The organism is Kitasatospora sp. HPM-01-4 (assembly GCF_051374625.1).
In the GTDB taxonomy this organism is placed as follows: Bacteria; Actinomycetota; Actinomycetes; order Streptomycetales; family Streptomycetaceae; genus Kitasatospora.
Window position 1 is genome coordinate 2,215,064 of sequence record NZ_JBPQGP010000005.1, and the last position, 23,559, is coordinate 2,238,622.

General features: G+C 70.2%; 30 protein-coding genes, 1 tRNA gene and 1 pseudogene. 11 read left to right on the forward strand and 21 right to left on the reverse strand.

Features of this window, described 5'->3' with window-relative positions:
- Positions 1–3 precede the first annotated feature (3 nt).
- The 6 genes from ACSMTC_RS09395 to ACSMTC_RS09420 form a co-directional block, all read right to left on the reverse strand.
- The gene (locus ACSMTC_RS09395; RefSeq protein WP_436559202.1) at positions 4–1,488 is read right to left on the reverse strand and encodes a proton-conducting transporter transmembrane domain-containing protein; all 1,485 of its coding nucleotides are present in this window, start codon (positions 1,486–1,488) and stop codon (positions 4–6) included.
- On the reverse strand, positions 1,488–2,147 hold the full coding sequence (locus ACSMTC_RS09400; protein WP_436559203.1) for a hypothetical protein: 660 nt from the start codon (positions 2,145–2,147) through the stop codon (positions 1,488–1,490). Before ACSMTC_RS09400 ends, ACSMTC_RS09395 begins: the two co-directional genes overlap by 1 nt.
- Positions 2,148–2,180: 33 nt before the next feature.
- Positions 2,181–3,134, reverse strand: a complete 954-nt coding sequence (locus tag ACSMTC_RS09405) for a respiratory chain complex I subunit 1 family protein (protein ID WP_436559204.1) — start codon at positions 3,132–3,134, stop codon at positions 2,181–2,183.
- Positions 3,131–5,152, reverse strand: a complete 2,022-nt coding sequence (locus tag ACSMTC_RS09410; RefSeq protein WP_436559205.1) for a proton-conducting transporter transmembrane domain-containing protein — start codon at positions 5,150–5,152, stop codon at positions 3,131–3,133. Before ACSMTC_RS09410 ends, ACSMTC_RS09405 begins: the two co-directional genes overlap by 4 nt.
- A complete protein-coding gene (locus tag ACSMTC_RS09415) occupies positions 5,149–5,631 on the reverse strand; it encodes an NADH-quinone oxidoreductase subunit B family protein (protein WP_436559206.1) in 483 nt (160 codons plus the stop codon). Before ACSMTC_RS09415 ends, ACSMTC_RS09410 begins: the two co-directional genes overlap by 4 nt.
- A 710-nt stretch (positions 5,632–6,341) precedes the next feature.
- Complete coding sequence (locus tag ACSMTC_RS09420) at positions 6,342–6,545, reverse strand: hypothetical protein (RefSeq protein ID WP_436559207.1); 204 nt, start codon at positions 6,543–6,545, stop codon at positions 6,342–6,344.
- A 439-nt stretch (positions 6,546–6,984) separates the two neighbouring features.
- Between ACSMTC_RS09420 and ACSMTC_RS09425 the strand changes: the two genes are divergently transcribed.
- Positions 6,985–7,332 carry an STAS domain-containing protein gene (locus ACSMTC_RS09425; RefSeq protein ID WP_436559208.1) on the forward strand — a complete coding sequence of 116 codons (348 nt, stop codon included), beginning with the start codon at positions 6,985–6,987 and terminating at the stop codon, positions 7,330–7,332.
- Between the two features lie 111 nt (positions 7,333–7,443).
- On the forward strand, positions 7,444–7,827 hold the full coding sequence (locus tag ACSMTC_RS09430) for an ArsR/SmtB family transcription factor (RefSeq protein ID WP_436559209.1): 384 nt from the start codon (positions 7,444–7,446) through the stop codon (positions 7,825–7,827).
- 305 nt (positions 7,828–8,132) lie between these two features.
- Here ACSMTC_RS09430 and ACSMTC_RS09435 read toward each other — a convergent pair whose 3' ends face one another.
- The 4 genes from ACSMTC_RS09435 to ACSMTC_RS09450 all read right to left on the reverse strand — a co-directional run bounded on the left by ACSMTC_RS09435 (position 8,133) and on the right by ACSMTC_RS09450 (position 10,456).
- Positions 8,133–8,393, reverse strand: coding sequence for a hypothetical protein (locus tag ACSMTC_RS09435; protein ID WP_436564927.1), 261 nt, complete (start codon positions 8,391–8,393; stop codon positions 8,133–8,135).
- A gap of 488 nt (positions 8,394–8,881) precedes the next feature.
- Positions 8,882–8,968: transfer RNA gene (locus ACSMTC_RS09440), tRNA-Leu, on the reverse strand.
- 154 nt (positions 8,969–9,122) lie between these two features.
- Complete coding sequence (locus ACSMTC_RS09445) at positions 9,123–9,449, reverse strand: nuclear transport factor 2 family protein (RefSeq protein ID WP_436559210.1); 327 nt, start codon at positions 9,447–9,449, stop codon at positions 9,123–9,125.
- 209 nt (positions 9,450–9,658) lie between these two features.
- The gene (locus ACSMTC_RS09450; RefSeq protein ID WP_436559211.1) at positions 9,659–10,456 is read right to left on the reverse strand and encodes an SGNH/GDSL hydrolase family protein; all 798 of its coding nucleotides are present in this window, start codon (positions 10,454–10,456) and stop codon (positions 9,659–9,661) included.
- Positions 10,457–11,071: 615 nt separating this feature from the next.
- On the opposite strand from ACSMTC_RS09450, the gene ACSMTC_RS09455 reads away from it, so the two are divergent.
- From ACSMTC_RS09455 to lipB, 3 genes are all read left to right on the forward strand, one after another.
- Complete coding sequence (locus tag ACSMTC_RS09455; RefSeq protein ID WP_436559212.1) at positions 11,072–11,404, forward strand: metalloregulator ArsR/SmtB family transcription factor; 333 nt, start codon at positions 11,072–11,074, stop codon at positions 11,402–11,404.
- On the forward strand, positions 11,401–12,147 hold the full coding sequence (locus ACSMTC_RS09460; protein WP_436559213.1) for a DUF2071 domain-containing protein: 747 nt from the start codon (positions 11,401–11,403) through the stop codon (positions 12,145–12,147). Before ACSMTC_RS09455 ends, ACSMTC_RS09460 begins: the two co-directional genes overlap by 4 nt.
- A gap of 75 nt (positions 12,148–12,222) precedes the next feature.
- Positions 12,223–12,921 (forward strand): lipoyl(octanoyl) transferase LipB, encoded by a 699-nt coding sequence (gene lipB / locus ACSMTC_RS09465; protein ID WP_436559214.1) that lies wholly within the window; start codon positions 12,223–12,225, stop codon positions 12,919–12,921.
- A 63-nt stretch (positions 12,922–12,984) separates the two neighbouring features.
- Here lipB and ACSMTC_RS09470 read toward each other — a convergent pair whose 3' ends face one another.
- The 3 genes from ACSMTC_RS09470 to ACSMTC_RS09480 form a co-directional block, all read right to left on the reverse strand.
- Positions 12,985–13,470 carry an NUDIX domain-containing protein gene (locus tag ACSMTC_RS09470; RefSeq protein WP_436559215.1) on the reverse strand — a complete coding sequence of 162 codons (486 nt, stop codon included), beginning with the start codon at positions 13,468–13,470 and terminating at the stop codon, positions 12,985–12,987.
- A 290-nt stretch (positions 13,471–13,760) separates the two neighbouring features.
- Positions 13,761–13,928 carry a hypothetical protein gene (locus ACSMTC_RS09475; protein ID WP_436559216.1) on the reverse strand — a complete coding sequence of 56 codons (168 nt, stop codon included), beginning with the start codon at positions 13,926–13,928 and terminating at the stop codon, positions 13,761–13,763.
- Positions 13,929–14,240: 312 nt separating this feature from the next.
- Complete coding sequence (locus ACSMTC_RS09480; protein ID WP_436559217.1) at positions 14,241–14,375, reverse strand: hypothetical protein; 135 nt, start codon at positions 14,373–14,375, stop codon at positions 14,241–14,243.
- Between the two features lie 357 nt (positions 14,376–14,732).
- On the opposite strand from ACSMTC_RS09480, the gene ACSMTC_RS09485 reads away from it, so the two are divergent.
- From ACSMTC_RS09485 to ACSMTC_RS09505, 5 genes and pseudogenes are all read left to right on the forward strand, one after another.
- Entirely contained in the window at positions 14,733–15,563 is an 831-nt protein-coding gene (locus ACSMTC_RS09485; RefSeq protein ID WP_436564638.1) for a helix-turn-helix domain-containing protein, read from the forward strand.
- A 2-nt stretch (positions 15,564–15,565) separates the two neighbouring features.
- Positions 15,566–15,766, forward strand: a complete 201-nt coding sequence (locus ACSMTC_RS09490) for a DUF397 domain-containing protein (protein ID WP_436564639.1) — start codon at positions 15,566–15,568, stop codon at positions 15,764–15,766.
- Positions 15,767–15,882: 116 nt separating this feature from the next.
- Positions 15,883–15,981, forward strand: a pseudogene (locus ACSMTC_RS09495) (transcriptional regulator); the annotation flags it as partial.
- Positions 15,971–16,177, forward strand: coding sequence for a DUF397 domain-containing protein (locus ACSMTC_RS09500; RefSeq protein WP_436559218.1), 207 nt, complete (start codon positions 15,971–15,973; stop codon positions 16,175–16,177). The pseudogene ACSMTC_RS09495 and the gene ACSMTC_RS09500, both read left to right, overlap by 11 nt.
- Before the next feature lie 140 nt (positions 16,178–16,317).
- The gene (locus ACSMTC_RS09505) at positions 16,318–16,512 is read left to right on the forward strand and encodes a DUF397 domain-containing protein (RefSeq protein ID WP_436559219.1); all 195 of its coding nucleotides are present in this window, start codon (positions 16,318–16,320) and stop codon (positions 16,510–16,512) included.
- A gap of 277 nt (positions 16,513–16,789) precedes the next feature.
- Here the strand turns inward: ACSMTC_RS09505 and ACSMTC_RS09510 are convergent, their stop codons facing one another.
- From ACSMTC_RS09510 to ACSMTC_RS09540, 7 genes are all read right to left on the reverse strand, one after another.
- Positions 16,790–17,209 carry an SRPBCC family protein gene (locus tag ACSMTC_RS09510; RefSeq protein WP_436559220.1) on the reverse strand — a complete coding sequence of 140 codons (420 nt, stop codon included), beginning with the start codon at positions 17,207–17,209 and terminating at the stop codon, positions 16,790–16,792.
- Between the two features lie 30 nt (positions 17,210–17,239).
- On the reverse strand, positions 17,240–18,250 hold the full coding sequence (locus ACSMTC_RS09515) for an aldo/keto reductase (protein WP_436559221.1): 1,011 nt from the start codon (positions 18,248–18,250) through the stop codon (positions 17,240–17,242).
- A gap of 96 nt (positions 18,251–18,346) precedes the next feature.
- Positions 18,347–18,592 carry a hypothetical protein gene (locus ACSMTC_RS09520; RefSeq protein WP_436559222.1) on the reverse strand — a complete coding sequence of 82 codons (246 nt, stop codon included), beginning with the start codon at positions 18,590–18,592 and terminating at the stop codon, positions 18,347–18,349.
- 149 nt (positions 18,593–18,741) lie between these two features.
- The gene (locus ACSMTC_RS09525) at positions 18,742–19,572 is read right to left on the reverse strand and encodes an aldo/keto reductase (RefSeq protein ID WP_436559223.1); all 831 of its coding nucleotides are present in this window, start codon (positions 19,570–19,572) and stop codon (positions 18,742–18,744) included.
- Between the two features lie 11 nt (positions 19,573–19,583).
- Complete coding sequence (locus tag ACSMTC_RS09530; RefSeq protein ID WP_436559224.1) at positions 19,584–19,931, reverse strand: nuclear transport factor 2 family protein; 348 nt, start codon at positions 19,929–19,931, stop codon at positions 19,584–19,586.
- On the reverse strand, positions 19,928–20,347 hold the full coding sequence (locus ACSMTC_RS09535) for a GlcG/HbpS family heme-binding protein (RefSeq protein WP_436559225.1): 420 nt from the start codon (positions 20,345–20,347) through the stop codon (positions 19,928–19,930). The genes ACSMTC_RS09530 and ACSMTC_RS09535 overlap by 4 nt, the downstream gene beginning before the upstream one ends.
- A gap of 38 nt (positions 20,348–20,385) precedes the next feature.
- A complete protein-coding gene (locus tag ACSMTC_RS09540; RefSeq protein ID WP_436559226.1) occupies positions 20,386–21,579 on the reverse strand; it encodes an MFS transporter in 1,194 nt (397 codons plus the stop codon).
- 303 nt (positions 21,580–21,882) lie between these two features.
- Between ACSMTC_RS09540 and ACSMTC_RS09545 the strand changes: the two genes are divergently transcribed.
- Positions 21,883–22,368 carry a MarR family winged helix-turn-helix transcriptional regulator gene (locus tag ACSMTC_RS09545; RefSeq protein ID WP_436559227.1) on the forward strand — a complete coding sequence of 162 codons (486 nt, stop codon included), beginning with the start codon at positions 21,883–21,885 and terminating at the stop codon, positions 22,366–22,368.
- Positions 22,369–22,585: 217 nt separating this feature from the next.
- Here ACSMTC_RS09545 and ACSMTC_RS09550 read toward each other — a convergent pair whose 3' ends face one another.
- The gene (locus ACSMTC_RS09550) at positions 22,586–23,551 is read right to left on the reverse strand and encodes a GlxA family transcriptional regulator (RefSeq protein WP_436559228.1); all 966 of its coding nucleotides are present in this window, start codon (positions 23,549–23,551) and stop codon (positions 22,586–22,588) included.
- Positions 23,552–23,559 lie beyond the last annotated feature (8 nt).

Consider the following 23,559-nt stretch of genomic DNA (forward strand, 5'->3'; position numbering starts at 1 on the left):
GTGTCAGTGGCTTCCGATGAGGGCGGCGGCGGTCAGAAGGTCGTTCAGCGGCGTGATGCTGATGCCGAGCGCGGCGCAGGCGGTGAGGCCGGCGGCGAGGGGCAGCCAGGTGGTGGGGCCGACGCGCATCGCCACGGCGGTGTCACCTGCTCGCTCGGGTGCCGGACCGAGCAGCATGTGGGCCGTGCGGGTGGCCAGGGCGGCGAAGGAGGCGAGGACAAGGACCAGGGCGATGGTCGTGGCCCAGCCGAGGCGGGCGTTGAACCCGGCGCGGGCGATGGCGAGTTCGGAGGCGAAGAGGCTGAACGGCGGTAGTGCGAGCAGGGCGAGGACGGCGAGTGCGAACGCGGCGCCCAGGGCCGGGGCCGAGGTCAGTACTCCGCGGACGCGGCCGATGCGGGTGGTGTGGTGCAGGTGCATGAGGTGGCCGGAGGAGCAGAAGGCGACGCCCTTGGCGAGTCCGTGGCCGGCCATGTGCAGCAGCAGCGCGGCGACGGCGAGGTGGGTGCCCGCGGCGGCGGCCAGGGCGATCAGGCTCATGTGCTCCATGCTCGAGTAGGCGAGCATCCGCTTGTAGTCGCGCTGAGCCAGCAGCAGGGCTGCGGCGAGGGCGAGTGTCGAGAGGGCGACGGCGAGAAGGAGCGCGCGGGTGAAGCCGGTGCCGAGGGCGGCGTCGGCGATGACCTTGTAGCGCAGGATGGCGGTGAAGGCGACGGCGAGCAGGACGCCGGACATCAACGCCGAGACGGGGGCGGGTGCTTGGCCGTGGGCGTCGGGCAGCCAGGCGTGCAGCGGGACGAGCCCGGCCTTGGCGCCGAAGCCCAGGACGACCAGGGTGATGACCAGGCGCAGGGTGTGCGGGTCGAGACGGTGAGCGTGGGCGGTGAGGGTGGGCCAGTCCAGGGCGTGGGCTTCGGGGATGCCCGCGTTGCGGGCGGCGTAATAGACCAGCACCGTGCCAAGGAAGGCCAGGGCGATGGCGACAGAGCAGATGACCACGTACTTCCAGGCGGCCTCGATGCCGGCGCGGGTGCGGCGGTGGCCCACCAGGAAGGCGGTGACGATGGTGGTGGCCTCGATGGCGACCCACAGCACGCCGAGGTTGGCGGTCAGGGTGGCCAGGGCCATCGCGGCGAGGAAGAGGTGGACCAGGATCCCGTAGCGGCGGGCCGCGGGGGCGTCGGTGTGTCCGGCCGTTTGCTCGGCGGCGAGGTAGGCGGGACTGGCGGCCAAGGCCAGCGCGCCGACCGCTCCGATGCCGAGCAGGATCCAGACGGTCAGGGCGTCCGCGCGCAACAGGTCCCCCGCAGCGGCGGCCGGGCCGTTGTGGGGAACGCGGGTGGCCAGGGCTGCGGCGCAGGTGAGGATCGCCGCTGGGGAGGCCAGGCCGGCCCAGGCGGTAGCGGGCCGCCAGCCGGCTGCGGCGTGGAGGCCGGCGACGGCGAGGGGGACGGCGATCGGGATGGTCAGCAGCAACGCGTCGTTCATCAGCCGTGCAGCTCCCGCAGGTCGTCGAGGTCGGTGTGGCCGAAGGCGGCGCGCATCCGGGTGGTGAGGATCTGCAGGACCAGGACGGCGAACAGGACGTCGAAGGAGACGCCGAGTTCGACGATCAGCGGCACGCCGGAGGTGGCGAGGAAGGCGACGGCGGTGATGCCGTTGTCGATCAGCAGGAAGCCGACGACCTGGGAGAGCGCGCGGCGGCGGGTCACCAGGGCGAAGAAGCCGATCAGGACGACCGCGAAGCCGACCGGCAGGGCCCGGGTGGCGGGCGAGGGCGCGAGTTCGGTCAGGGGCCTGGCGGCGGCGTAGGCGAGCAGGGTGAGGGCGGCGGCGGTCAGCAGGGAGGCGGCGACGTTGACCAGCGGCTCGGTCTCGTGACTATCCCCGCCGGCTACCAGCGCCCGGCGCAGCAGGTACGGCAGGACTGCGGCCCGCAGCGCTGCGATCAGTGCCGCCACGGCGAGGAGGTCCCAGCGCCTCTCGTGGATGGCGAGGAGGGCGACGACGGCGGCGAGCGCCAGGCCCTGGACGGCGAAGATGCGGACGATGGCGGCGAGTTCGCGCCGCCACAGGACCAGGACCGCGGCCAGCAGGAAGACGCCGCAGGCGAGGTCGAGTAGTTGGGTGAACAGGGCGGTGCTCATCGCGGCCCGTCCCAGAGATACCGCATGGGTGACTCACGCTCCGGTGAGGAAGTAGGAGGAGGCGACAGCGAGCAGGGCGAGCAGGAAGGACCCGGCGAGCAGTTCGGGCACCTTGAACAGCCGGACCTTGGCCCAGAACACCTCGGCGGCGGCAAGGAGAGCGCCGAGGGCTGCGACCTTGGCGGCGAACAGCACCAGGGCCAGCAGCAGCGCGCCCACCGCGGCTTTGGTGGTGATGCCCCACGGCACGAACAGTGAGGTGAGCAGGCCGAGCAGGACAGCCAGGCGCATCTGGGCTCCGAGTTCGACCAGCGCGAGGTCGGGCCCGGAGTACTCCAGGACCATGGCCTCGTGGATCATCGTCAGTTCCAGGTGGGTGGAGGGGTTGTCCACGGGCAGCCGCCCGGTCTCAGCGATGGTCACCACGGCAAGGGCGACGGCGGCGAGGATCCCGGCGGGGGTGGCCAGGCGGGCCGGGTTGTGGACGGCTCCGGAGACGATGGTGGCCAGGTTGGTGGATCCGGCCGGGATGGACAGGGCGAAGACCGACATCAGCAGCGTCGGCTCCACCAGGGCCGCGATCGTCATCTCGCGGGAGGCACCCATGCCACCGAAAGCCGTCCCGGTGTCCAGTGCGGCGAGCGCGAGCGACACCGTGCCCAGGGCAAGCAGGGCGACCACCACGATCAGGTCCGCGTAACCGCTGACCGGAGTACGGGTGGAGGCCAGCGGCACCAGGGCGGCGACCACGATCGCGGTGGCGACCAGCACAAGCGGCGCAGCGCGGAAGGCCGGGCCGGTGCCGGCGGCGGTGACAGGCTGTTTGCGCAGTTGTTTGCGCAGATCGCGCCAGGGCTGCCCGATTCCCGCGCCGGCCCGCCCCTCAAGCCGGGCACGCACCTGGCGCATCAGGCCGGCCAGCCACGGCGCCCCCGCCGCCACCAGGACGATCTGGCCGGCGACCGCTGCCGTTCCGAGGGGGTTCACCGGGTCACCGCCAGCACAAGGAGGAGGGTGACGAGTGTGGCGAAGCCGTAGCCGAGGTAGCGGTGGACACTGCCGCCCGCCAGCCGGCGTGCCGAGCGGCCCGTGGCGGCCAGCGCGGCGAGCACCGGCCGGTAGAGGCGATGCTCGATCCGGTCCGGGACCGTGCGCTGGTAGCGCACTCGCTCGACCAGATAGGCCGATTCGCGCACCGGCGTGACGTCGATGTCCTGCTCGGGGGCGAGCACGTCGTCGAACACGCGCTGCAGCGGCTCAGCGAACGAGGTCGCCGTGTACTCCATCCGCGCGGTCGGCGCACCGGCCCCGCAGTCCCACAGCGCGGCCTGGCGCCGGCGCGGGATGCGGGCGGCCAGGCGCACCAGGAACACGAGGGCCACAGCGGCGGCGGTGAGCGCGAGGGCCACCCACAGGGGTGCCAGACTGCCGGAGAGGCGGGTCAGCCGCAGTTGCAGACCAGGCCCGTCCACCGCCGTCCCACCGTTCAGCCCGGCGGCGGCGACCGCGCGGGCCAGGCCGTGGGCCAGCACGCCGGGGAACAGCGCGAGAGCCGCGCAGGCCACCGCGCACAAGCCCATGCCGGCGAGCATCAGCGGCGGACTCTCCACGGCCCGGGCCGCGGCATCGGTGCGGGGGCGGGCGAAGAAGCCCACCCCGAGCGCCTTCACGAAGGCCGCCGCCGCGAGGCCGGCGGACAGCGCGATGGCGGCGATCGCCACCGGCACCATCACCGCCGTGGCCACCCCGGGAACCGTCAGACCGTGGATCAGGGACTGCAGCAGCAGCCACTCGCTGACGAACCCGTTGCCCGGCGGCAGGGCCACCGCCCCCAGCGCGCCGACCGCGAACAGGCCGGTCGTCACCGGCATGCGCCGGCGCAGACCACCCAGGGCGTCCAGGTCGCGCGTGCCGGTGGCATGAAGGACCGAGCCCGCGCCGCCAAACAGCAGCGCCTTGAACGCAGCATGGTTGACCACGTGCAGCAGCGCCGCCGCCAACGCGAGCCCGGCGAGAGCTCGGGTGCGGCCGGAGTCGAACAGCAGCGCCGCCCCCACACCGATGAGCACCAGGCCCAGGTTCTCGCTGGTCGAGTACGCCAGCAGCCGCTTGAGGTCGGTGGCGACGGCCGCCTGCACGATGCCGAACACCGCCGTCACCGCCCCGAGCGCCACCAGCAGCAGCGCCCACCAGGGCGGGCCGCCGCCGAGCAGGTCGAAGGTGATCCGGATGATGCCATAGACGCCGAGGTTCACCATCGCCGCGCTCATCAGCGCCGATGCGTGGCTGGGCGCTTCCGGGTGGGCCCTGGGCAGCCAGGCGTGCAGCGGGACCATGCCGGCCTTCGACCCGAACGCCAGCGCGGCCAGCACGAACACCGTCCCCCTCACCACGGGCGACAGATGCCAGGCCGCACCACGCAGCGCCGCGAAGGACTCTCCCCCGGCGTGGGCGGCGAACAGAGCCAGCGCGATCAGCAGGAGCACGAACCCCAGATGGGTCATGACCGCGTACCACAGGCCTGCCTCGCGGACCGAGGCCCTGCGGCGGTGCTCGGCCACGACGAGCAGCAGCGAGGAGGCGGCCATCAGCTCCCACAGCAGCAGGAACGTCGACACGCTCGCACCGGCCGGCACCAGCACCAACGACCAGGCGAACAGCGGCAGCACCGCCTGCACGCCCCGGCCCGCCAGATGGTGGCGCGCATACCCGATCCCGTACACGGACACCGCCGCGACCACACCGCCGGAGACCGCCATGAACCAACCCGATAACGCGTCAACCGCCACATGCACCCCGGCCAGCGGCAGCAGACCCGGGAACGCGGCCGACCAACGGGCACCGCCCAATGCCGCCGCCCCCGCCACCAGTCCCGCAACGCCCACGCCCGCCGTACACACCCCGACGACACCCGGGCGGGCCCGCTCCGGAACCAGCAGCCCAGCCAGCACCCCGCCGCCGGCCAGCACACTCGCCGCCGCCAGCGCGGAACCGACCGCGCTCACCGGCCACTCACCCGGCGCAGCCCGGCCACGATCGCGGCCGGCTCCGGCGGGCAGCCCAGCACAGCCACATCCACCGGCACCACATCCGACACAGGGCCCTCGATGCCGTAAGCGCCGGCGAACTCGCCGCAGTTGAGAGCGCAGTCACCGACCGCCACCACCAACCGGGGCTGGGGCATGGCCTCAAAGGTGCGACGCAGCGGGTCGGCCATGTTCCGTGTCACCGGGCCGGTCACCAGCAGCACGTCCGCGTGGCGGGGGGAGGCCACCAGGCGGGCGCCGTAGCGTTCGGCGTCGTAGACGGGGCCGAACGCCCCGCCGATCTCGATCTCGCAGCCGTTGCACGACCCCGCGTCCACATGCCGCACCTGCACCGACCCGCCCAGCGCACGGGCCGTGGGCGGCATCTGTTCATCAGGCGGTGGCAGAGCCGGCTCAGCCACCCGCCCCATGTCGCGGATCTTGCGCCACAGATCCATCACAGACCACTCCTCATCAGCAAGGGGGACACTCCCTGACGCCATCGACCTGCTGACACAGCTCTCGCCAGCCACGTCTACGCCGGTGGCGGCGACGGGGCCCGAGGCTCGGTAGCAGCGCAGCCGCGCGCGGGACCAGAACGCCGAGGACCAGCCCGGCGAGGGCGAGAGCAAGGAGAGCGATCACCCGCGAAACGGCCGGCAAGCGGTGAACACCCCGACAGGAACGCCGAGTCGGGGCCGGCGCTGCTAGCGAAACCGGTGAGTGCGAACGCTCGTCGCTCAAGCGGATCGCCGGTCCAACGCCGCAGAGCCCTCGTCTGGGACCTGGCGGCGTGGCGGTCGCCACGGCCCGCCCCCTCGCCGGGCCTGACCGCCCGGCGCAGACGGCCACGCTCTTCGCAACCAGCGCATCGCTGTCCCGCCCATCCCTGTACGGAAGCGTTCACAGGAAGCCGCGCCGACCAGGATCCGTCCCGCCGGGCGCCAGCCATGTGACAACTTGCAGAGATTAGCAACTACAACGCTCTGCAGGACAGCGGCAATGACCCGTCAGTGGACCGTTCGTGGGACACCGGCCAGCCATCAACGGCCGGCCTCCGCCTGCTGCCCGGGAACGGAGATGGCGAAGGTGCCGCCGGTGGCGCTATTGGAGGCCGACTGGCGCGCCATGACATCAGGTTGACTGGACGTCAGGCCCAAGACGACGGTCAAGGACTGCCGTCCGATCCGGCGCCGGGCGGGAGGGTGCCGGCCAGGCGGTAGCCCGCAAGGAGCAGGTGGCGCACGCCGCGGTAGGAGTGGATGAGCCGTCCGGCATCCAGGGCCGCGAGCACCGACGGGATCTCGCTGGGCTGCAGAGCGAGCAGGCACGGAGCACCCTGCGCCGTGCGGCGACCGCGCGGGAGCCGCATCTCGGCAATGGGCGCCCGCCCGTACCTCGGAGCCTGGGCCGGATGGTCCACTCGCCATCGGTGACCTTGCAGGTGAAGCCGGACGCGGCGCCCGCGCCGCAGGTGCGATGGAGGGTGTGGCCGCCCCGTCGTCGGTGTTTCCGGGGCGGCCACCCGATGGCAGCCGCGTCCGGGGAGGCGAGGCCACCACATGACGACCTTAGCACTTGCTAAGATTGGCAACTGCGTGCAGGACAGGAGGAGGAATGCGTATCTCACCGCATCGCCATGGGGCGTTGCTTGCTCCGTACGCGGCCTGGGGTGTCGTGTGCCGCCCCGCGCCGGGCAGGCGGCGCCCGCATGTGCGGTGCGGGCGTTCCGCCTTCCTGTCCGCTCCCGCTGGTCGCGAAGGGTGCACGCATGCTCACCGCCACCCTGGGTGTGGTGCTCGGGGGTGGCGGTGAGCATTCAATGGGAACTCGACGACGCGGACGGAATCGCTGTCCTGCGTCTGACCGGCTTTCTGGGCGAGCAGGCCGTCCACCGCTTCCAGGGCGCATTCGACTGGGCCGTCGCCCGGTGCCCTGGCGCGGTCGTGATCGACCTCTCCGCTCTCGTGGGCTTCGACGCTGTGGGTGAGGGCGCGATCGTGGACGCGGCCGGGCGGCTTCCCCGGGGCCGCGGCCCGCTGGCGGTGGCCAGCCTTCGTGGCCGGCCCGCCGGACTGCTGACGACCAGCATGGCGCTGTCCGTCCTGCAGCTGTTCCCCGACCTGGAGACCGCCCTGGCGGCCCTCGGCCGGCGCTGACCACCAGCGGCCTCACTCATCGACGCGGGATGATTGCGTGCTTGCCTGATTGCTAAGGTCGGTAATTGACAATGTTCTGCCTTGCCTGGGCCCGACGGAGACTGTGACGCCGTGAACGCCGAAACCCCCACCACGCCTCCCGTGGTCGGTGCACCGCTGTACCAGCTGAAGGCGGAGTTCTTCAAGACGCTCGGCCACCCGGTGCGCATCCGGGTCCTGGAACTGCTCAGCGAGCGCGAGCACGCGGTCGCCGAGATGCTGCCCGAAGTCGGCGTCGAGCCGTCCCACCTCTCCCAGCAGCTCGCCGTCCTTCGCCGGGCCAAGCTCGTGACCTCCCGCCGCGAGGGCTCCACCGTCTACTACAGCCTCACCAGCCCCCAGGTCGCCGAGCTGCTGCGGGTCGCACGGGCCATCCTCAGCGGCGTCATCACCGGCCAGGCCGAACTCCTCAACGGCCTGCTCACCCCCACCGCCACCACCGCGACCGAAGGCTGACCCGGCCCCTCCTTCGCCTCACACCACGAGAGTCAGGACTCCAGTGTGAACGGGGCGCGGCCCGCCGGCGGCTGCGGGAGGCTGGCCAGTGGCTCGACCGCCGCCTTCGGACCAACCGACACATTCCGCTGAGCTGCCGATACAGCCAGCCCGTGTGAGGCGTGCTCCCAGCAGCTTCAAGATCGTTTCCTGGCGCGCTGACTGGGCGAGCCCTGGGAACACCGCTCGTTGCCGATGGCCTTATGCAGTCACAAGAGCGTGCACGGGGTGGTCACGCCTGGCGCCGAGGTTCCTGCCAGATCGGCTCAGTTCGACGTGCTGGAGCGGGATGAGCGGGGCTTCGGCTGTGTCCTGCGGGCCGTCAGGCGGCCCTGGAAGGCTGCGTCGAAGGCGGCGAGAGCGCCGTTCCAGCGGTTGCTCCAGCGTTCGCGGCCGCGTCCGGTGGGGTCCGACCCGTATATCAGCGCGCCCCTCGACATGATGGCCGCTCCGTCCGGCAACGGCGCCGGGGTCTGCCACCGGCCAACGCCGCCGGAAGACCCGACTGCGGTCTCGTCGAGTGCCATGCCGCTGATTGTTGGGCGTAGGCGGGACGACAGCGCAGTTCATCCACGCCGAGACCGGCCTGGACATGAGCTGTCTTCCCCACCGCGGAACACCTTGTCTCCTGAGCGAAGAACGGCTCCGGGCCGTCCAGTGCGAAACGAAGAACACCGCCGGTCCGGCCAGCTCCAAGCTCTCGGCCACCGGGTCACCCTCGCGACCGCAGCCGCCAGACCCGGTTCCCACCCGACACGGCGTGTTCCGCTCGTTGTAACGGACCCTGCCGGCTGCCCGGTTGAGGCTCGATCTGTCGTTCAGCGTCCCGTCCGGGGCCGCCTCCCCGACACCGCCAGCAGCTGACCCACCCCACCCCGCACACCCCACCTGACCAGCAAAAACAGTTCTGGCCCCTCGCACAACCGCGAGGGGCCAGAACTGTTCACACAACGCAATGAGGCCGGTCAACCCGACATTCCGTCGGATTGACCGGCCTCATTCGGTCGGTTGACCCTGGTGCGCGAGGGGGGAGTTGAACCCCCACGCCCTTTCGGGCACTGGAACCTGAATCCAGCGCGTCTGCCTATTCCGCCACCCGCGCAGGTGATGTCCTAGATACTAGCCGATCTTCCCGCGTACTCCGAATCGGCCTCTCCCACCCGGCGGACCGCCGTGGAACCGGGCCACGTTCCCGTCGATCCGCAGAGTGCGGTCGGGCGGCGCGGCCGGGAAGGTTCACCGGGTGGCGGCGGCTGTCAGCCGAGGAAGTCGACGCGGTCGATCAGTCCGCCCCGCACCCGGTAGGCCACCAGAAGCCGGACCGGGCCGTCGGCCAGGCCGTGGGCGATCTCATGGTCGACCACCCAGTCGCCCTCGGTGAGCCGGCCGGCGATCTCGGCCCGGCACCGACCTGCGGCGAACATCGGGCCGTACACGCCACGCAGGGCCTCCCGGCCGTGCAGCCCGCTGCCGTCGCGCCTGGTGATGGACACGTCCTCCGCGTAGGTGGCGACGAAGGCGTCAAGGTCGTGACTGTTGTATGCGGCCAGTTGCCGATCTACCACAAGCGTCGGTTCACTCATGGCTTCCGATCATGGCGGGCGCGAACCAAGGAGTCCAGCGTGAACTGGCGCTGCACGCCCGCCGAACGCCGACCGCGCTTGCGGCACCAGCGCGCGAAGGCCGTGCGGGGTGGGGGGCCCGCACGGCCGTTGCGCAGTCATGCCGTGTCCTGGAACCAGTGGTGCGTGATCAGCTGGTGTGAGGTCAGCTGACGGTCACCACTTGATGATCACGCGTTCGCGGAGAACTCCGGGAGGTAGCCGTACTCCTGGCCGTCCGCAGTCGGGTGGTAGCTCTCGTTGGTCGGGATCGTGGTGCTGTGCAGCCACTGGTCGCCGGAGCCGCAGATCTCGTGGCCCGCGTCGAAGTCGGAGCGCACGTCGGCGAAGTTGAAGCCGGCGTTGGCGGCGGCCTGCTGGATCACGCCGTCGATGACGTCAGCGGCACCGTCGATCGCGGATCTCGAGGTGTCACTGATGCCGGCCAGGCAGCTGCCAGGGACCTGGTAGAGGTGCGGGTAGTCCAGCACGACCACGGTGGCGTTCGGCGCGGCGGAGCTGATCGCCGCATAGGTGTTGGCCAGCAGGCCGGGCAGGGTGTTCCTGGCGAACGACTCGGAGTTGTTCACCGCGGTCAGACAGGCGGAAGTACCCGACAGCACGCAGGTCTTCATGGTGGCGCCGAAACCGGAGTCGTTGCCGCCGATGGTGATGCTGACCTCGGTGGTGGAGGAGTTCAGCGCCGAGATCTGGCTGTTCAGCACGTCACTGGTGGTGGCGCCGGAGCAGGCGACATCGGTGAGGTTGGCGCCGTTCTGTGAGGCCCACAGGTACGGGTACGAGTTGTAGCTGCGGTCGCAACTGCCGCTGCCGCTGTCGTAGTTGCCGGCACCGACGCCGGCCGAGTACGAGTCGCCCAGTGCCACGTAGTTGACGGTGGCCGCGTTGGCCGGGGCGGCCATGAACAGGGTGCCGGCGGCGATGACGCTCGCCATGACCACACGGGTGACGACACGCGCGGAGCGCATGGAACCTCCATGGGAGAGGGATGCAAGGGGGGCTGGTTACCGAGCAGTACCAGCGAGCCGTAGTAGACCAGCGGAGTGCATCCCTCGGGAATGCTCATGCCAGAGATGTCGCCACGAGTTTGCTCAGTAGCCCCTAACGTTGTCCGGGATGTAGAGAAGCAGCGCACTCGGGCGGCGTTCAACAAGCAATGGACACAACTGATTTAATCGAGGACCGCCCGCTGGGAAGGCCGGTCACGCGGGCAGCGCGACGGGCCGTACGGGACGCCCCTCGCGGAGACACGGCTGCCCTCCGGCCTGGCTGCACTGCTGGTGGCGCTTACGCCGGTGCGGTTGATCCTCTTGCGTGTCGGCAGCGGGTACCGGCCGAACGCCATGGCACCGCTCGGGGTCGGACTCGGGGCGTCGGGCCTTCTTGCCGTCACCGCACCAGGCATGAGCGGCCGGACAGCGGTGTCCGGCACCGTCGTGATGGTCACCGGGATGCTGCGCTTCAGCTGGCGAGTGAGCGGTCCAGTTGGCGGGCCGACCCTAGAAGCGGTCGGTCGCAACTGCTGACGACGAAGGTCGCAGAACCCCTTGTTAGGTATTTAGCTAAGGTGCAAAATACCAAGCATGACAGAAGCCCAGGACGAGGCTGGAGCCTTCCGCGCCCTCGCCGATCCGACGAGACGTCAGATCCTTGAGGACCTCAGGGGCGGCGAGCTCGCAGCCGGGGAGATCGCGGCCAGGTTCGCGATCAGTGCGCCCTCCGTCTCACGGCACCTCGGTGTGCTCAAGGGAGCCGGGCTGATCACCGAGCGGCGGGAGGGAAACCGGATCTTCTACGCACTGGCCGAGGAGCGTCTCGCCACCTGCATCGGCCGGTTCCTGAGCGCGGTCTGCCCCGAGCAGATCGTGCTCCGCCGCACCAAATGGCGCCCTGGCACACAGAGTGAGGGATCATGAAGCAGTTACAGCTGTCCAGTGTCGTCGAACGACGACTGCTGGTGAACTACCGGGTCGCCCCCGAGGCCGCGGCCCGCCTGCTCCCCGGCCCGCTGCGTCCGCAGCTGGTCCACGGCCACGCGGTCGCGGGCATCTGCCTGCTGCGCCTGGGAAGCGTTCGGCCCGTATGGGCGCCCAAGGCATTCGGGCTGCGGAGCGAGAACGCGGCGCATCGGATCGCCGTCGAGTGGGACGGACCGGACGGCGTCGAGACCGGCGTCTACATCCCACGGCGCGAAACCGCCTCGCGCCTCAACGCCTGGGCGGGTGGCCGCCTTTTCCCCGGCGAGCACAGCCGCGCCGACTTCGAGGTGCACGAGACTCCCGATCGGCTGCGCGTCGCACTCGCGGCCCGGGACGGCGAGACCCGGGTTGATGTCACCGTCGAGCTGTCCGATGAGCTGCGGGGCAGCGAGCTCTTCGCCGACCTCGCCGAGGCTTCGCGATTCTTCCGATGCGGGGCCAAGGGCTACTCGGCCACGGGCTCCGGCCGCCACCTGGACGGCATGGAGCTGCGCACCGACGCCTGGCGGGTGGAAGCCGGCCTGACCCGCTCCGCCGTGTCCTCCTTCTTCGACGACCCGGACCGCTTCCCACCGGGGAGCGCGACCGTGGACTGCGCCCTGGTCATGCGCGACGTCCCCACCAGTTGGCGGCCACTCCCGGCCATGGCTTCCGGGCAAGGTGCTCGACTCGCCAGCTGAGGCGCTCAGTCCGGCGCCGACGATGCCGGTTATCGTCCAGCTGATCAACTACGGTCATGAGCAAGGAGACGAGTGGTGAAACTGCCGAAGCCCGCGGAGGAACAGCGGTCAGAACACCGGTGGTTGGAGCGCGTCGACCTCGCAGAAGTACCCTACGAGGCGGCGCAGGCGGACATGGCCCGCTGGGTCGAGGAGCGCAAAGAGGGCCTCGCGGTCGACAGGCTCTTCCTGCTCACGCACCCGGCGGTGATCACTTACACCGCCCGGACGCCGAAGGACCAACTGCCTGACGCGGAATCACCGATCACCCTGGTGCAGACCGACCGCGGCGGACACGCCACCTACCACGATCCCGGCCAACTCATCGGCTACCTCGTGCTCAACGTCCGCGAACTCGGTCCCCGAGGTCTGATACGCCGTGTCGAGCAGGCACTGATCGACGCACTGGACACCCTCGGCTTCCCAGCGATCCGCCGGGAGACCCCGCGGGGCTCCGAGAGTCTCGTCGGCGTGTGGACGCCCGATCATCGCAAACTCGCCTCAATCGGCATGCGCATCAGTGGGAGCGTCTCCAGCCACGGCTTCGCCCTCAGCGTCGCCCCCGACCTGAGCGTCTACACCACCTTCACCGCCTGTGCCCTGCCCGGCGTCCGTATGACCTCCCTGGCCGAACTCGCCGCCGAACGCGGCCTGCCGGTCCCCACCGATGCCGAGGTGCGCGACGCGGTCGCACAAGCGATGACCGCGCAACTGACGCCCGGTAGGAAGCCGTAGGGGAAGGAACAGCGGACCCTCCCGCCGGCAGCAGTGATGCGGTGGCGGGGGTTCGGGGTGCCGTCAGGTCGTGATGGCGCGGCCTTCGACGTGGTAGACGGGGGCGAACGGGTCGGTGAGGCGTAGCAGGGCGGACCAGATGCGGTGGGTCTGGTGGTCGGTGCAGCGGTCGGGGATGAAGTCCGGTTCGATCCAGGTGATTTCGCTGATGGTGGCGAGTGCTTTGGCGGGGATGGTGGCGGTGGCGGCGGTCTGTGCTGTCACCTGCGTGGTGAAGATGTGGTCGATGCTCTGGGGTGCATGTGTTCCGGGGGTGATGTCGATGATGAGGACGTCGGTGAAGTGCAGGTTGAGTCCGGTGGTGGCCCGGACGGTGCGGGTGGCGGCGAGGTGGGGCAGTTCGCCTTGGTGGGCGGTGCCGCCGGGGAGGGTCCAGCCGTCCTGGTCGTCCGGGTTGATGAGGAGGACGAAGCCTCGGGGGTTGGTGATCAGGGCCTGGCATCCCACCTGGATCCGGGAGTGCTGGTCGGGGACGAGGTCGGAGTGCATCAGCCGTCCTTCTGACTGTTGTGAGGTGTCTCTTGGCGATCGGCGGATCGTGGCCGGCCGCGCGCCCCTCGGGGGGTGGAGGCGTGCGGCCGACCCGGATTCCCCACCGGGGTTGGGGAGTTGGAGCCCGGTGGGAGCTTGGTGCGGTACTGCTCGGCACGGAATGCGGCGCAGCCGCTGACTGTGAGGGCGATGACCAGGCCGGTGCCGAGAATCAGGTCGACCGTCACGGCTGTCGGAGTGCGCGGCAGTGGCGGTTGCGGTGAGGTGGAAGGCTCGGCCTCACGGGTTCACACCTGCGGAGCGGACTGGTCGACCTGGAGCTGCTCGGACTGTGCGTCATCGGCCAACTGCTCAGGTTCGCCGTCGATTTCGGAGCCGTCGGCGTCGGGGCGCTCGGGGGGATCCGCCCAGGCGCCGTAGTCGGTGTTCATGAACTGGGTCGGGCGGTACGTCATGCTCGAGAACTCCGTGATCAAGAGGCGGGGCGGAGAATCGAAGACCGGACGCGCCGTATCAGGCGTCCGAACAGGGCCGCCGGTACCGCCTCGGGGATCATGCGGTCGCCTTCTTCCCAACCTGCACCGGACCGCCGGCCAGCTGGAGGAACTGCTCGCACGGGTGCTCCGCCGCATACTCCGGCGGAAGCGTGTAACCGAAGAACCCGCAGCCGCCACAACGCCAGTCACGAACACCCTCAGCGCCGGGGTCACTCAACTCGACCTGCCACCCGCAGTCCTGGGTGGGGCATCGCAGCGAACCCGTCTCTCTCATAGGGCCACGGCACCCGACTGCGCTCGCCGCGCCTCGACGCCGAGCCTTACCACTGCGGCGAGTTGGGCGATGACGTCCGGTCGGGCCCTGCCGAGTTCCACCAGGAAGACACCACTCCCGATCACGGGCACCTGATCAACTCCGAGAGACGGCAACACGATCCCCGCCCGAGCCAGCGCATCGGCCAGACCGTGCCAAGCGACTACTGCCTCGATCCGCCGACGCGTCATCATCCGATCCAGCGGGCTTGGCGGGCGCTCCGCAGATCCGGACCCTGGCGGGCTTACGGCGCCACCGTGCTGGCCATCGCAATCGGCGTGGATCTTGTCCCATGCCACTTCGCCCACTTGGGGCACATGCAGCGCCAGTGAAGACGCTCTGCATCCGACCACCGTCGTACCTCTCCGTAGTGATTTAGCTACCCAGATGACACGACTTTCCCGTAGAGTCCAAGTGTCTTCAACCTGTCAGAACGGAAGGAATAGTAGATCTTGAACCGTCGCGATTTAGATCCGGATGAGTCGCCTCGTGCCGCCTTCGGCGCCAAACTTCGCAGCGCACGCGAAGAACGCGGATGGACTCAGGATGAGCTCAGCGAGCACATGGAGTACTCAGCGACGCATGTGTCGGCCGTAGAAACTGGCCGCAAACCCCCAACCTTTCGTTTCGCGCAGCAAGCTGACGTGGCATTTGGCACGAACAGCCGGTTCGTCGACCAGTACCGGGATGTTCGAAGCGCTTCGATGCTCGAAGGCTTCGAGGAGTACGCCGCACAGGAAGCCAAGGCCCGAGAGATCCGCGTATTCGAACTCGGGGTGATCCCTGGTCTGCTTCAGACGCCGGAGTATGCGGGGGCCATGGCGAGTGCCGAGGTGAGGCGCGGGAGTATCACTCAAGAGGAGGCCGACCAACGAGTCGCATACCTGCTCACTCGGCAACGCCGTCTTGCATCACCAACTGCGCCACTGGTTCACGCGGTTCTGGATGAAAGCTGTCTGCGTCGAACGATCGGTGGGCGAGAGGTGATGGATCGCCAGCTCGTCGAGCTGGAGAAGCAAGCCAGCACGCCGGGCCTGATCCTTCAGGTCGCCCCGTTCTCCATGGGAGAGGACCGGCCGTTCGCGTTGCCAGTGCATCTGCTGACACTCCCCAACCGAAGCCTGACCGGGTACACGGAGTCCGAAGGTCAGGGGCATCTACAGCGAGATCCCAGCACCCTCACCACCTGGGAGAGGAACTACCATCGGCTACAAGTGGGCGCGCTTTCTGAGGCTGCGTCCCTCGACCTCATTCGCGCTGCTCGGAAGGAACTCACGTGAGTATGGACATGTCCGGCGCCAGCTGGCGGAAGTCAACCTACAGCCAGCAAGGTGGCGCGTGTATAGAGGTAGCTGACGGCTTCCCTGGAGTCGTCCCCGTCCGCGACTCGAAGGACCCCGCGGGTCCGGCCTTGGCCTTCTCCCCCGAGGCCTTCGCGGCCTTCGTGGCAGGCGTGAAGGCCGGCGAGTTCGGGACCGTCTGACCCCACCGCCAAGCTCCCACGCGAGCGAACCGAGCCGACCGCCCGATCAGGGTGGTCGGCTCTTCAGGCTGAGCTGCCGCTGGCAGCCGTTGAGAGATGTCCGCATCCGGCTGCCGCTGACCGCCTACCATCAACTACAGGTTGAAGCGCTGTCGCAGGCCGCATCCGTGGCGATGATCCACCGCGTACGGGAGGAATTGGAAGATGGACGTTGACCTGACCAACGCTGCCTGGCGGAAGAGTACATACAGTGGCGGACAGAACGGCTGTGTGGAGGTGGCCGACGGCTTCCCCGGCTTCGTCCCCGTCCGTGACAGCAAGGACCCTCAAGGCCCGACCTTCGTCTTCTCTGCTGACGCCTTCGCGGCCTTCGTGGCAGGCGTGAAGGCCGGCGAGTTCGGGACCGTCTGACCCCACCGCCCGGCTCTCACATGAGCGAACCGAGCCAACCGCCCGATCAGGGTGGTCGGCTCTTCAGGTTGACCTACCGCTGGCAGCCGTTGAGAGATGTCCCCATCCAGCCGCTTTGGCAAGGTGCGAAAGGAACTTCAGTGACCGAGCCCGACTGGTTCAAATCCAGCTACAGCAGCAACGGCGGCAACTGCGTTGAGGCGGCCGCCAACCTCCCCGGAGTCGTCCCCGTCCGCGACTCGAAGGACCCCACGGGTCCGGCCTTGATCTTCTCCCCCGAGGCCTTCGCAGCCTTCGTGGCAGGCGTGAAGGCCGGCGAGTTCGGGACCGTCTGACCCCACCGCCAAGCTCCCACGCGAGCGAACCGAGCCGACCGCCCGATCAGGGTGGTCGGCTCTTCAGGTTGAGCTGCCGCTGGCAGCCGTTGAGAGATGTCCCCATCCAGCCGCCGCGCGAGGCCTCCTGGAGGCTCTGGACGCCACGCTCACCAGCACCCCCACCGCCTTCGACGTCACCCTCCCCCGCGCCTGACGCAGGCCCCTCCGGGGCCCGGAACGAGCCGGCAGCCCAGGTACGCGGGGGGCGTACCCGGGCTTGCGGGGGGAAGGGGTCTCAGGCGGCGAGGGTGGTGTGGAGGGCGTCGAGGCCGTCGCGGTAAATGGTGGTGAAGAGGGCCACGGCCTCGTCCTCGGTGGCGCCGTCGGGGTTGAAGCGGCCGGACCACTGGACCTCGGCGGCGTTCTCCTGGCCGGGGACGGCGTGGACGCGGATCGTGGAGACGTAGCCGTTGACGGGGAACGGGGCTTCCAGGATGGCGTAGCTGTAGTGGCGCTCGGCCTCGTTGAAGGCGACGAGGCGCTCGATGATGATCCCGCCCTCGGGGTTGCGCAGGCGGCGGACGCGGCCGCCTTCGAGGGCGGTGCTCTCGGCGATGTACGGGAGCCAGTCGGGGAGGGAGTCGAAGCCGCCGATGAGGTTCCACACCTTGTCGGGGGAGGCGGGGACGATGCGGCTGACGGAGGTGGAGGCCATGATCGGATTTCCTGACGGGTCGGGGGTGGTTCAGGCGCCGTACGGCAGCGGGGCGGCCGGGCTGACGAGGTCGGCGGCGCGCAGCTCCTGCCAGAACGCGGCGGGGACGGTCTCGTTGAGCGCCGCCTGGTCCTCGGCGATGCGGCTGGGCTTGGTGGCGCCGGCGACGACCGCGGCGGTGACCGGGTGGGCGAGGGAGAACTGCAGGGCGGCGGCCTTGATGCTCACACCGTGCTTCGCGGCCAGGTCCTTGAGCCGGGTGACGCGCTCGATGATGTGCGCGGGGGCTTCCTGGTACTCGAAGTGGGTGCCGCCGGCGAGGATGCCGGAGCTGTAGGGGCCGCCGACGACCATGCCGACGCCCTGCTCCTGCGCCATCGGCAGCAGGCGCTGGAGGGCGTGCTCGTGGTCGAGGAGGGTGTAGCGGCCGGCGAGGAGGAAGCCGTCCGGGCGGGGCTCGTCGAGGGACAGGGTGAGCTCGATCGGCTCGGTCTTGTTGACGCCGAGGCCCCAGGCCCCGATGACGCCCTCCTCGCGCAGGCGGGACAGGACGCGGAAGGCGCCGGTGCGGGCCTCCTCGAACTTGGCCAGCCACTGGTCGCCGTGGAAGTCCTGGGCGATGTCGTGGACCCAGACGATGTCCAGGCGGTCGGTGCGCAGGCGCTTGAGGCTGTCCTCGATGGAGCGCTCGGTGGCCTCGGCAGTCCAGACGTGCAGCATCCTGTTGGGGTTGCCGTGCTCGAACAGGCCGCCCTTCTCGCCGAGTTCGCGGGTGCCCTCCTCCAGCTCCTCCAGGATGACGCGGCCGACCTTGGTGGAGAGCACGTACTCGTCGCGGGGCCTGGCGGAGAGGACCTCACCGAGGCGCTCCTCGGCGAGGCCCGCGCCGTAGAAGGGGGCGGTGTCGTAGTAGCGGACGCCCTGCTGCCAGGCGGCCTCGACGGTGGCGAGTGCCTCGGTCTCGGGGATCGCGCGGAACATGTTGCCGAGCGGGGCGGTGCCGTAGCCGAGCTTGCCGGGGAGGAGTTCCTTGAGGGACATGGTGGTGCCTTTTCGAAACGGGGAGTGTGGGGCGCAAGGGCCACTCAATAGATGCGAGCGCATCTTGCAAGCCTTAACAATAATTGCAGACGCGGGCTACTGCAAGGGCTCTATGCGACGGATGCGGGGAAGCGCGGCAGGACGTACCCCCGCGAGCTCCCGCAGCAGTTCCTCCACCGGCCGGTCGTTGGGCCGCAGATTGAAGGAGACGTGCGAGACCCCGAACAGCGCCATGGTCTCCAGGCGCTCGATCAGGGCGTTGCGGCCGGTGCTGAGGCCGAGCCGGATCGGACGGGCCGGGGCGTCCGGGACCTCCTGGAGGGTGAGCACCATCGGGGTCACATACGGCTTCTCCCCGGCGAGTTCGCGCCACCGGCGGGTCCGCAGGCGCAGCGCTGAATCGGTCCTCAGAGCGGGGGAACGGGCGAAGCCCGCTGCGGGTCGGCCGGGAAGGGCCGGCCCGCAGCGGGCTTCCGGGGGTACGGGGTCGGTCAGTTGAACTGGTCCGGGTGCGGGCCGGTGCGCAGGCCGCGGTCGGTGGCGGCGATGGCGGCCATGTCCTCCTCGGTCAGCTGGAAGTCGAAGACGTCCAGGTTCTGGCGGATGCGCGCCGGGGTGACGGACTTCGGGATGACGATGTTGCCGAGCTGGAGGTGCCAGCGCAGCACCACCTGGGCGGCGGACTTGCCGGTGCGGGCGGCGATCGCGGTGATCGCCGGGTCGTCCAGGACGGCGCCCTGGGCGAGCGGGCTCCACGCCTCGGTGGCGATGCCGTGCTCGGCGTGGAAGGCGCGCAGCTCGGCCTGCTGGAGGCCGGGGTGCAGCTCGACCTGGTTCACGGCGGGCACCAGCCGGCTGTCGTCCAGCAGGCGCTGGAGGTGGGCGGGCTGGAAGTTGGAGACGCCGGCGGCGCGGATGCGGCCCTCGGAGGCGAGGCGCTCGACGGCGCGCCAGGAGTCCGGGTAGAGGTCGCGGGCCGGGGTGGGCCAGTGGATCAGGTAGAGGTCGATCTGCTCCAGACCGAGCTTGGCGAGGCTGGCGTCGAAGGCGCGCAGCGTGGCGTCGTAGCCCTGGTCGGCGTTCCACAGCTTGGTGGTGACGAACAGTTCCTCGCGCGGCAGGCCGGAGGCGGCCAGGGCGCGGCCGACGCCGGTCTCGTTGCCGTAGATCGCGGCGGTGTCGATGCTGCGGTAGCCGGCCTCCAGGGCGGAGGCGACGGCGGCGGTGGTCTCGTCGTCGGGGACCTGGAAGACGCCGAAGCCGAGCTGGGGGATCTCGACGCCGTTGTTGAGCTTCACGGTGGGGATGCCGGGGTTGTTCATGGTGCGCACTTTCAGAGAGGGCGGTCAGTGAGGGTGTAGCGGACGGTCTGGGCGCTGATGAGTCCGTCGCGGAAGACGAAGGTGTCGGTGCCGTCGGTGACCTGGTGAGTGGCGGTGGCGGCGGTCCACTGGAGGAACAGCACCCCGCCCGCGAACCGCGGGTCCAGCTGCCAGTCGGCGTCCGGGAGATCGGCCAGAAGGCGGCCGATGACCCGCCGGACCCCGTCGTGGCCGCGGAACGCGCCCTCGGGGGTGATGAGGACGGTGTCCTCGGTGTAGTTCCCGGCGATGTGGTCGAGGTCCCCGGTGCCCAGGCGCTGCCCGTGGTCGGCGAAGACCTCCTGCGGGGTGCGGGTCACCGGGCGAGTTCCGTCAGCGCGGCGGTGGCGAAGGAGTGATCCTGCTCGGGGGCGCCGCCGCCGAGGCCGATGGCGCCGACGAGCCTGCCGTCGCGGTGGATCGGGACGCCGCCGGCGATGAAGAGGAGCGGCCGGTCGAGCGCGGTGGGCAGGGTGTGGAACGGTCCGTCCGGCTTGACGAGGTCGACCAGGTCGGCGGTGGGGGCGCCCAGCTGGAGGGCGGTGTACGCCTTGCGGGTGCTGGTCTCGCCGGAGATCAGCACGGCGCTGTCGTCGCGGAGGAAGGCGAGCAGGTGGCCGCCCGCGTCCAGGACGGTGACGCTGACCGCGACCCCGGCCGCCTGGGCAGCGCGGCGGGCGGCGGCGACGAGGGTCTCGGCGTCGGCGGTGGTCAGCGGGGTGAGGGTGGTGCTCATGGTGGCGCTTCTCCTGGAAGGAACGGGGAGAGGGACGGTCAGTGGTGGACGGGGACGGGAGCGGCGGTGACGGCGCCCTCCCGTACGGGGGCGCGGCGCTCCAGGACGGCGGACCAGACGGCCAGCAGGAGGGCGGCCCCGGCGAGCAGCGCGCCGACCCAGTTCGGGGCGGTGTAGCCGAGGCCGGCGGCGATGACCTGCCCGCCGAGCCACGCGGCGAGGGCGTTACCGAGGTTGAAGGCGCCGATGTTGACGGCGGAGGCCAGGGTGGGCGCGCCGTGCGCCTGGTCGAGGACCCGCTTCTGCAGCGGCGGGACGGTGGCGAAGCCGAGCGCCCCGACGAGCAGGATGGAGACCGCGGCGAGGATCTTGTTGTGCGCGGTGAGGGTGAACAGGGCCAGGACGACGGCGAGTCCGCCGAGGGAGGCGTAGAGCATCGGCATCAGCTTGCGGTCGGCGAACTTGCCGCCGAGCAGGTTGCCGAGGAACATCCCGACGCCGAACAGGACCAGCAGCCAGGTGACGGCGCCGTCGGAGTACCCGGCGACGTGGGTCATCATCGGGGCGATGTAGGTGATCGCCGCGAAGACACCGCCGAAGCCGAGGACGGTCATCGCCATGGCGAGCAGGACCTGGGGGTTGCGGAACGCCGTGAGCTCGCGGCGCAGGTGGGCGCCCTCGGCGCGGGGCAGGGCGGGGACGAGCCTGGCGATGCCGAGCAGTCCGACCACGCCGAGCGCGGCGACGGCGGCGAAGGTGACCCGCCAGCCGACGGCCTGGCCGATGAAGGTGCCCAGCGGAACGCCGACGATGTTGGCGATGGTGAGGCCGGTGAACATCGTGGCGATGGCGCCGGCCTTCCTGTCGGCGGCCACGAGGTCGGCGGCGACCACCGAGCCGATGCCGAAGAACGCGCCGTGGGCGAGGGAGGCCACGATGCGGCCGGCGAGCATCACGCCCATGGTCGGTGCCACGGCGGAGAGCAGGTTCCCCGCCACGAACAGGCCCATGAGGACCATGAGCATCGTCTTGCGGCTGATCCGGGTGCCGAGCACCGTCATCAGCGGGGCGCCGATGACGACGCCGATCGCGTAACCGGTGACCAGGAGTCCGGCGGAGGGGATGGACACCCCGTAGTCGCCGGCGATCTCGGGCAGCAGGCCCATGACCACGAACTCGGTCGTACCGATCCCGAAGGCCCCGATGGCCAGGGCTAGGAGCGCGAGAGGCATGGTGTGCCGCCCTCCATACGATTGCTGTTGCGCCTTACGTGCTCCGACAATAGTTGCACACGCGGGCTACGTGCAAATGCGGGCATTCGCTCATCGCTGATGGTGGGCGCTGGCGGCGGTCGCTGTGCGGATGCGGGGCGGATTCCTCAGGAGCCAGGTGGAACCGATCCTCCGGACGGCGGCGGATCGCGCATCCGGGCGCCGCGGAGAGCATTACTTGCATGAGCGGTATACGTGCGCTGGCCGATATTTTGTGCAAGGGCTTATCCTGGAGAACATGCACCTGGAAGGAGAGCCGCGCCCATGACCGCCACGGACCCCGCGCTGACCGCCCTCGCCAACGGCTGGGCCGCCCTCTACCTCCTGGCCGGCCGGATCGAGGCGCACATCGAGCGCACCCTCCAGGCCGAGCACGACCTGAGCGTGCGCGAGTACTCGCTGCTCGACGTGCTCAGCCGCCAGCACGACGGCGAGGGCGGGCACCTGCAGATGAAGCAGGTCGCCGACGCGGTGGTGCTCAGCCAGAGCGCCACCACCCGCCTCGTCACCCGGCTGGAGGACCGCGGCCTGCTCTCGCGCTACCTCTGCGCGACCGACCGCCGCGGCATCTACACCGACGTGACCGGGCCCGGCCTGGAGCTCCTGGAAGCGGCCAGGCCGACCAACGAGGCCGCCCTCCGGGAGGCGTTGGACGAGGCCGCCAAGAACCCCGAGCTGGCCCCGCTGGTCGCCACCGTCGAGGAGATGAACCTGTCGCGGCGGCTCCCGGAGCCCGCTGCCACGCACTGAGCACCACGAAGCCCCGGGCCTCGCCAAGGCGGTCCCGGGGCTTCGTGCTGACTACTGCTGACTTGCCACCTCGGCGCTTCAAGATGATCGGCCTGCTTGCGTAGCCGACCGGCGGCCGTTTCCGCCCTGTGCCGTTGCGACCCTGTGCCGTTGCGACTCGGAGCCTCGTTCCGAAACGGTCAGCAAGGCCGTCCGAGGTGGCGGTGAGGCGTCCGGGTCATGGCAACGGGTCCGGCTTGGGTGTGTCGTCCGAACACCAGAAGGTGCGTCGGTAGGCAGTGGGAGTGGTGTCGAGTGCGCGGCGGAAGTGCAGGCGCAGGTTGGCGGCTGTGCCCAGTCCGCAGTCGCGTGCCACCCGGTCCACCGGGTGGTCCGTGGTTTCCAGCAGTTCCCGTGCCCGGCTGATCCGGGCGTTGAGCAGCCACCGCAGCGGGGTCGTGCCGGTCTCCTCGGCGAACCGGCGGATGAAGGTGCGCTGCGATAGACCGGCGTGGCGGGCGAGCACCGGCAGGCTGAGTGGCTCCTCGAGTCGTTGCAGGGCCCATCCCCGGGTGGTGGAGAGCGAGGCCTCGCCGGTTACCGCGACCGGAGCGGGTACGTACTGCGCCTGCCCGCCGTCTCGGTGCGGGGCGGCGACCAGGCCGCGGGCGATCTGGTTGGCCACCACCGCCCCGAGGTCGCGGCGCACGATGTGCAGGCAGAGGTCGATGCCGCAGCAGACGCCGGCCGAGGTGAGCACGTCACCCTCGTCGACGTACAAGACGTCGCGGTCGACCGTGATGGCGGGGAAATCCCGTTCGAGCTCCTCGATGTGCTTCCAGTGGGTCGTGGCGTGCAGGCCGTCCAGCACGCCCGCCGCGGCCAGCGCGAAGGCTCCCGTGCAGATCGACACCACGCGCCGACCACGGTCGCGGGCCTCGGCCAGCGCGTCGAGTGCGGCGTCCGGAACCCGGGGGATCGGCTCGCACCCCGGAACGATCACCGTGTCGGCGGCGCGTACCTGCTCCAGTCCCCCATCGGCGATCAGTGCGAAGCCCGCGCTGGTGGTCACCTTCGCGTCGAGCGCGCACACGGTCATCTCGTACGGGGTCTCCGGTCGGGCGTTGAAGATCTGCGTCGGGATCGCCAGATCGAGCGGGGTGACCCCGTCCAGCGCCAGGACTGCGACTCGGTGCACTGTCATGGCAGGAT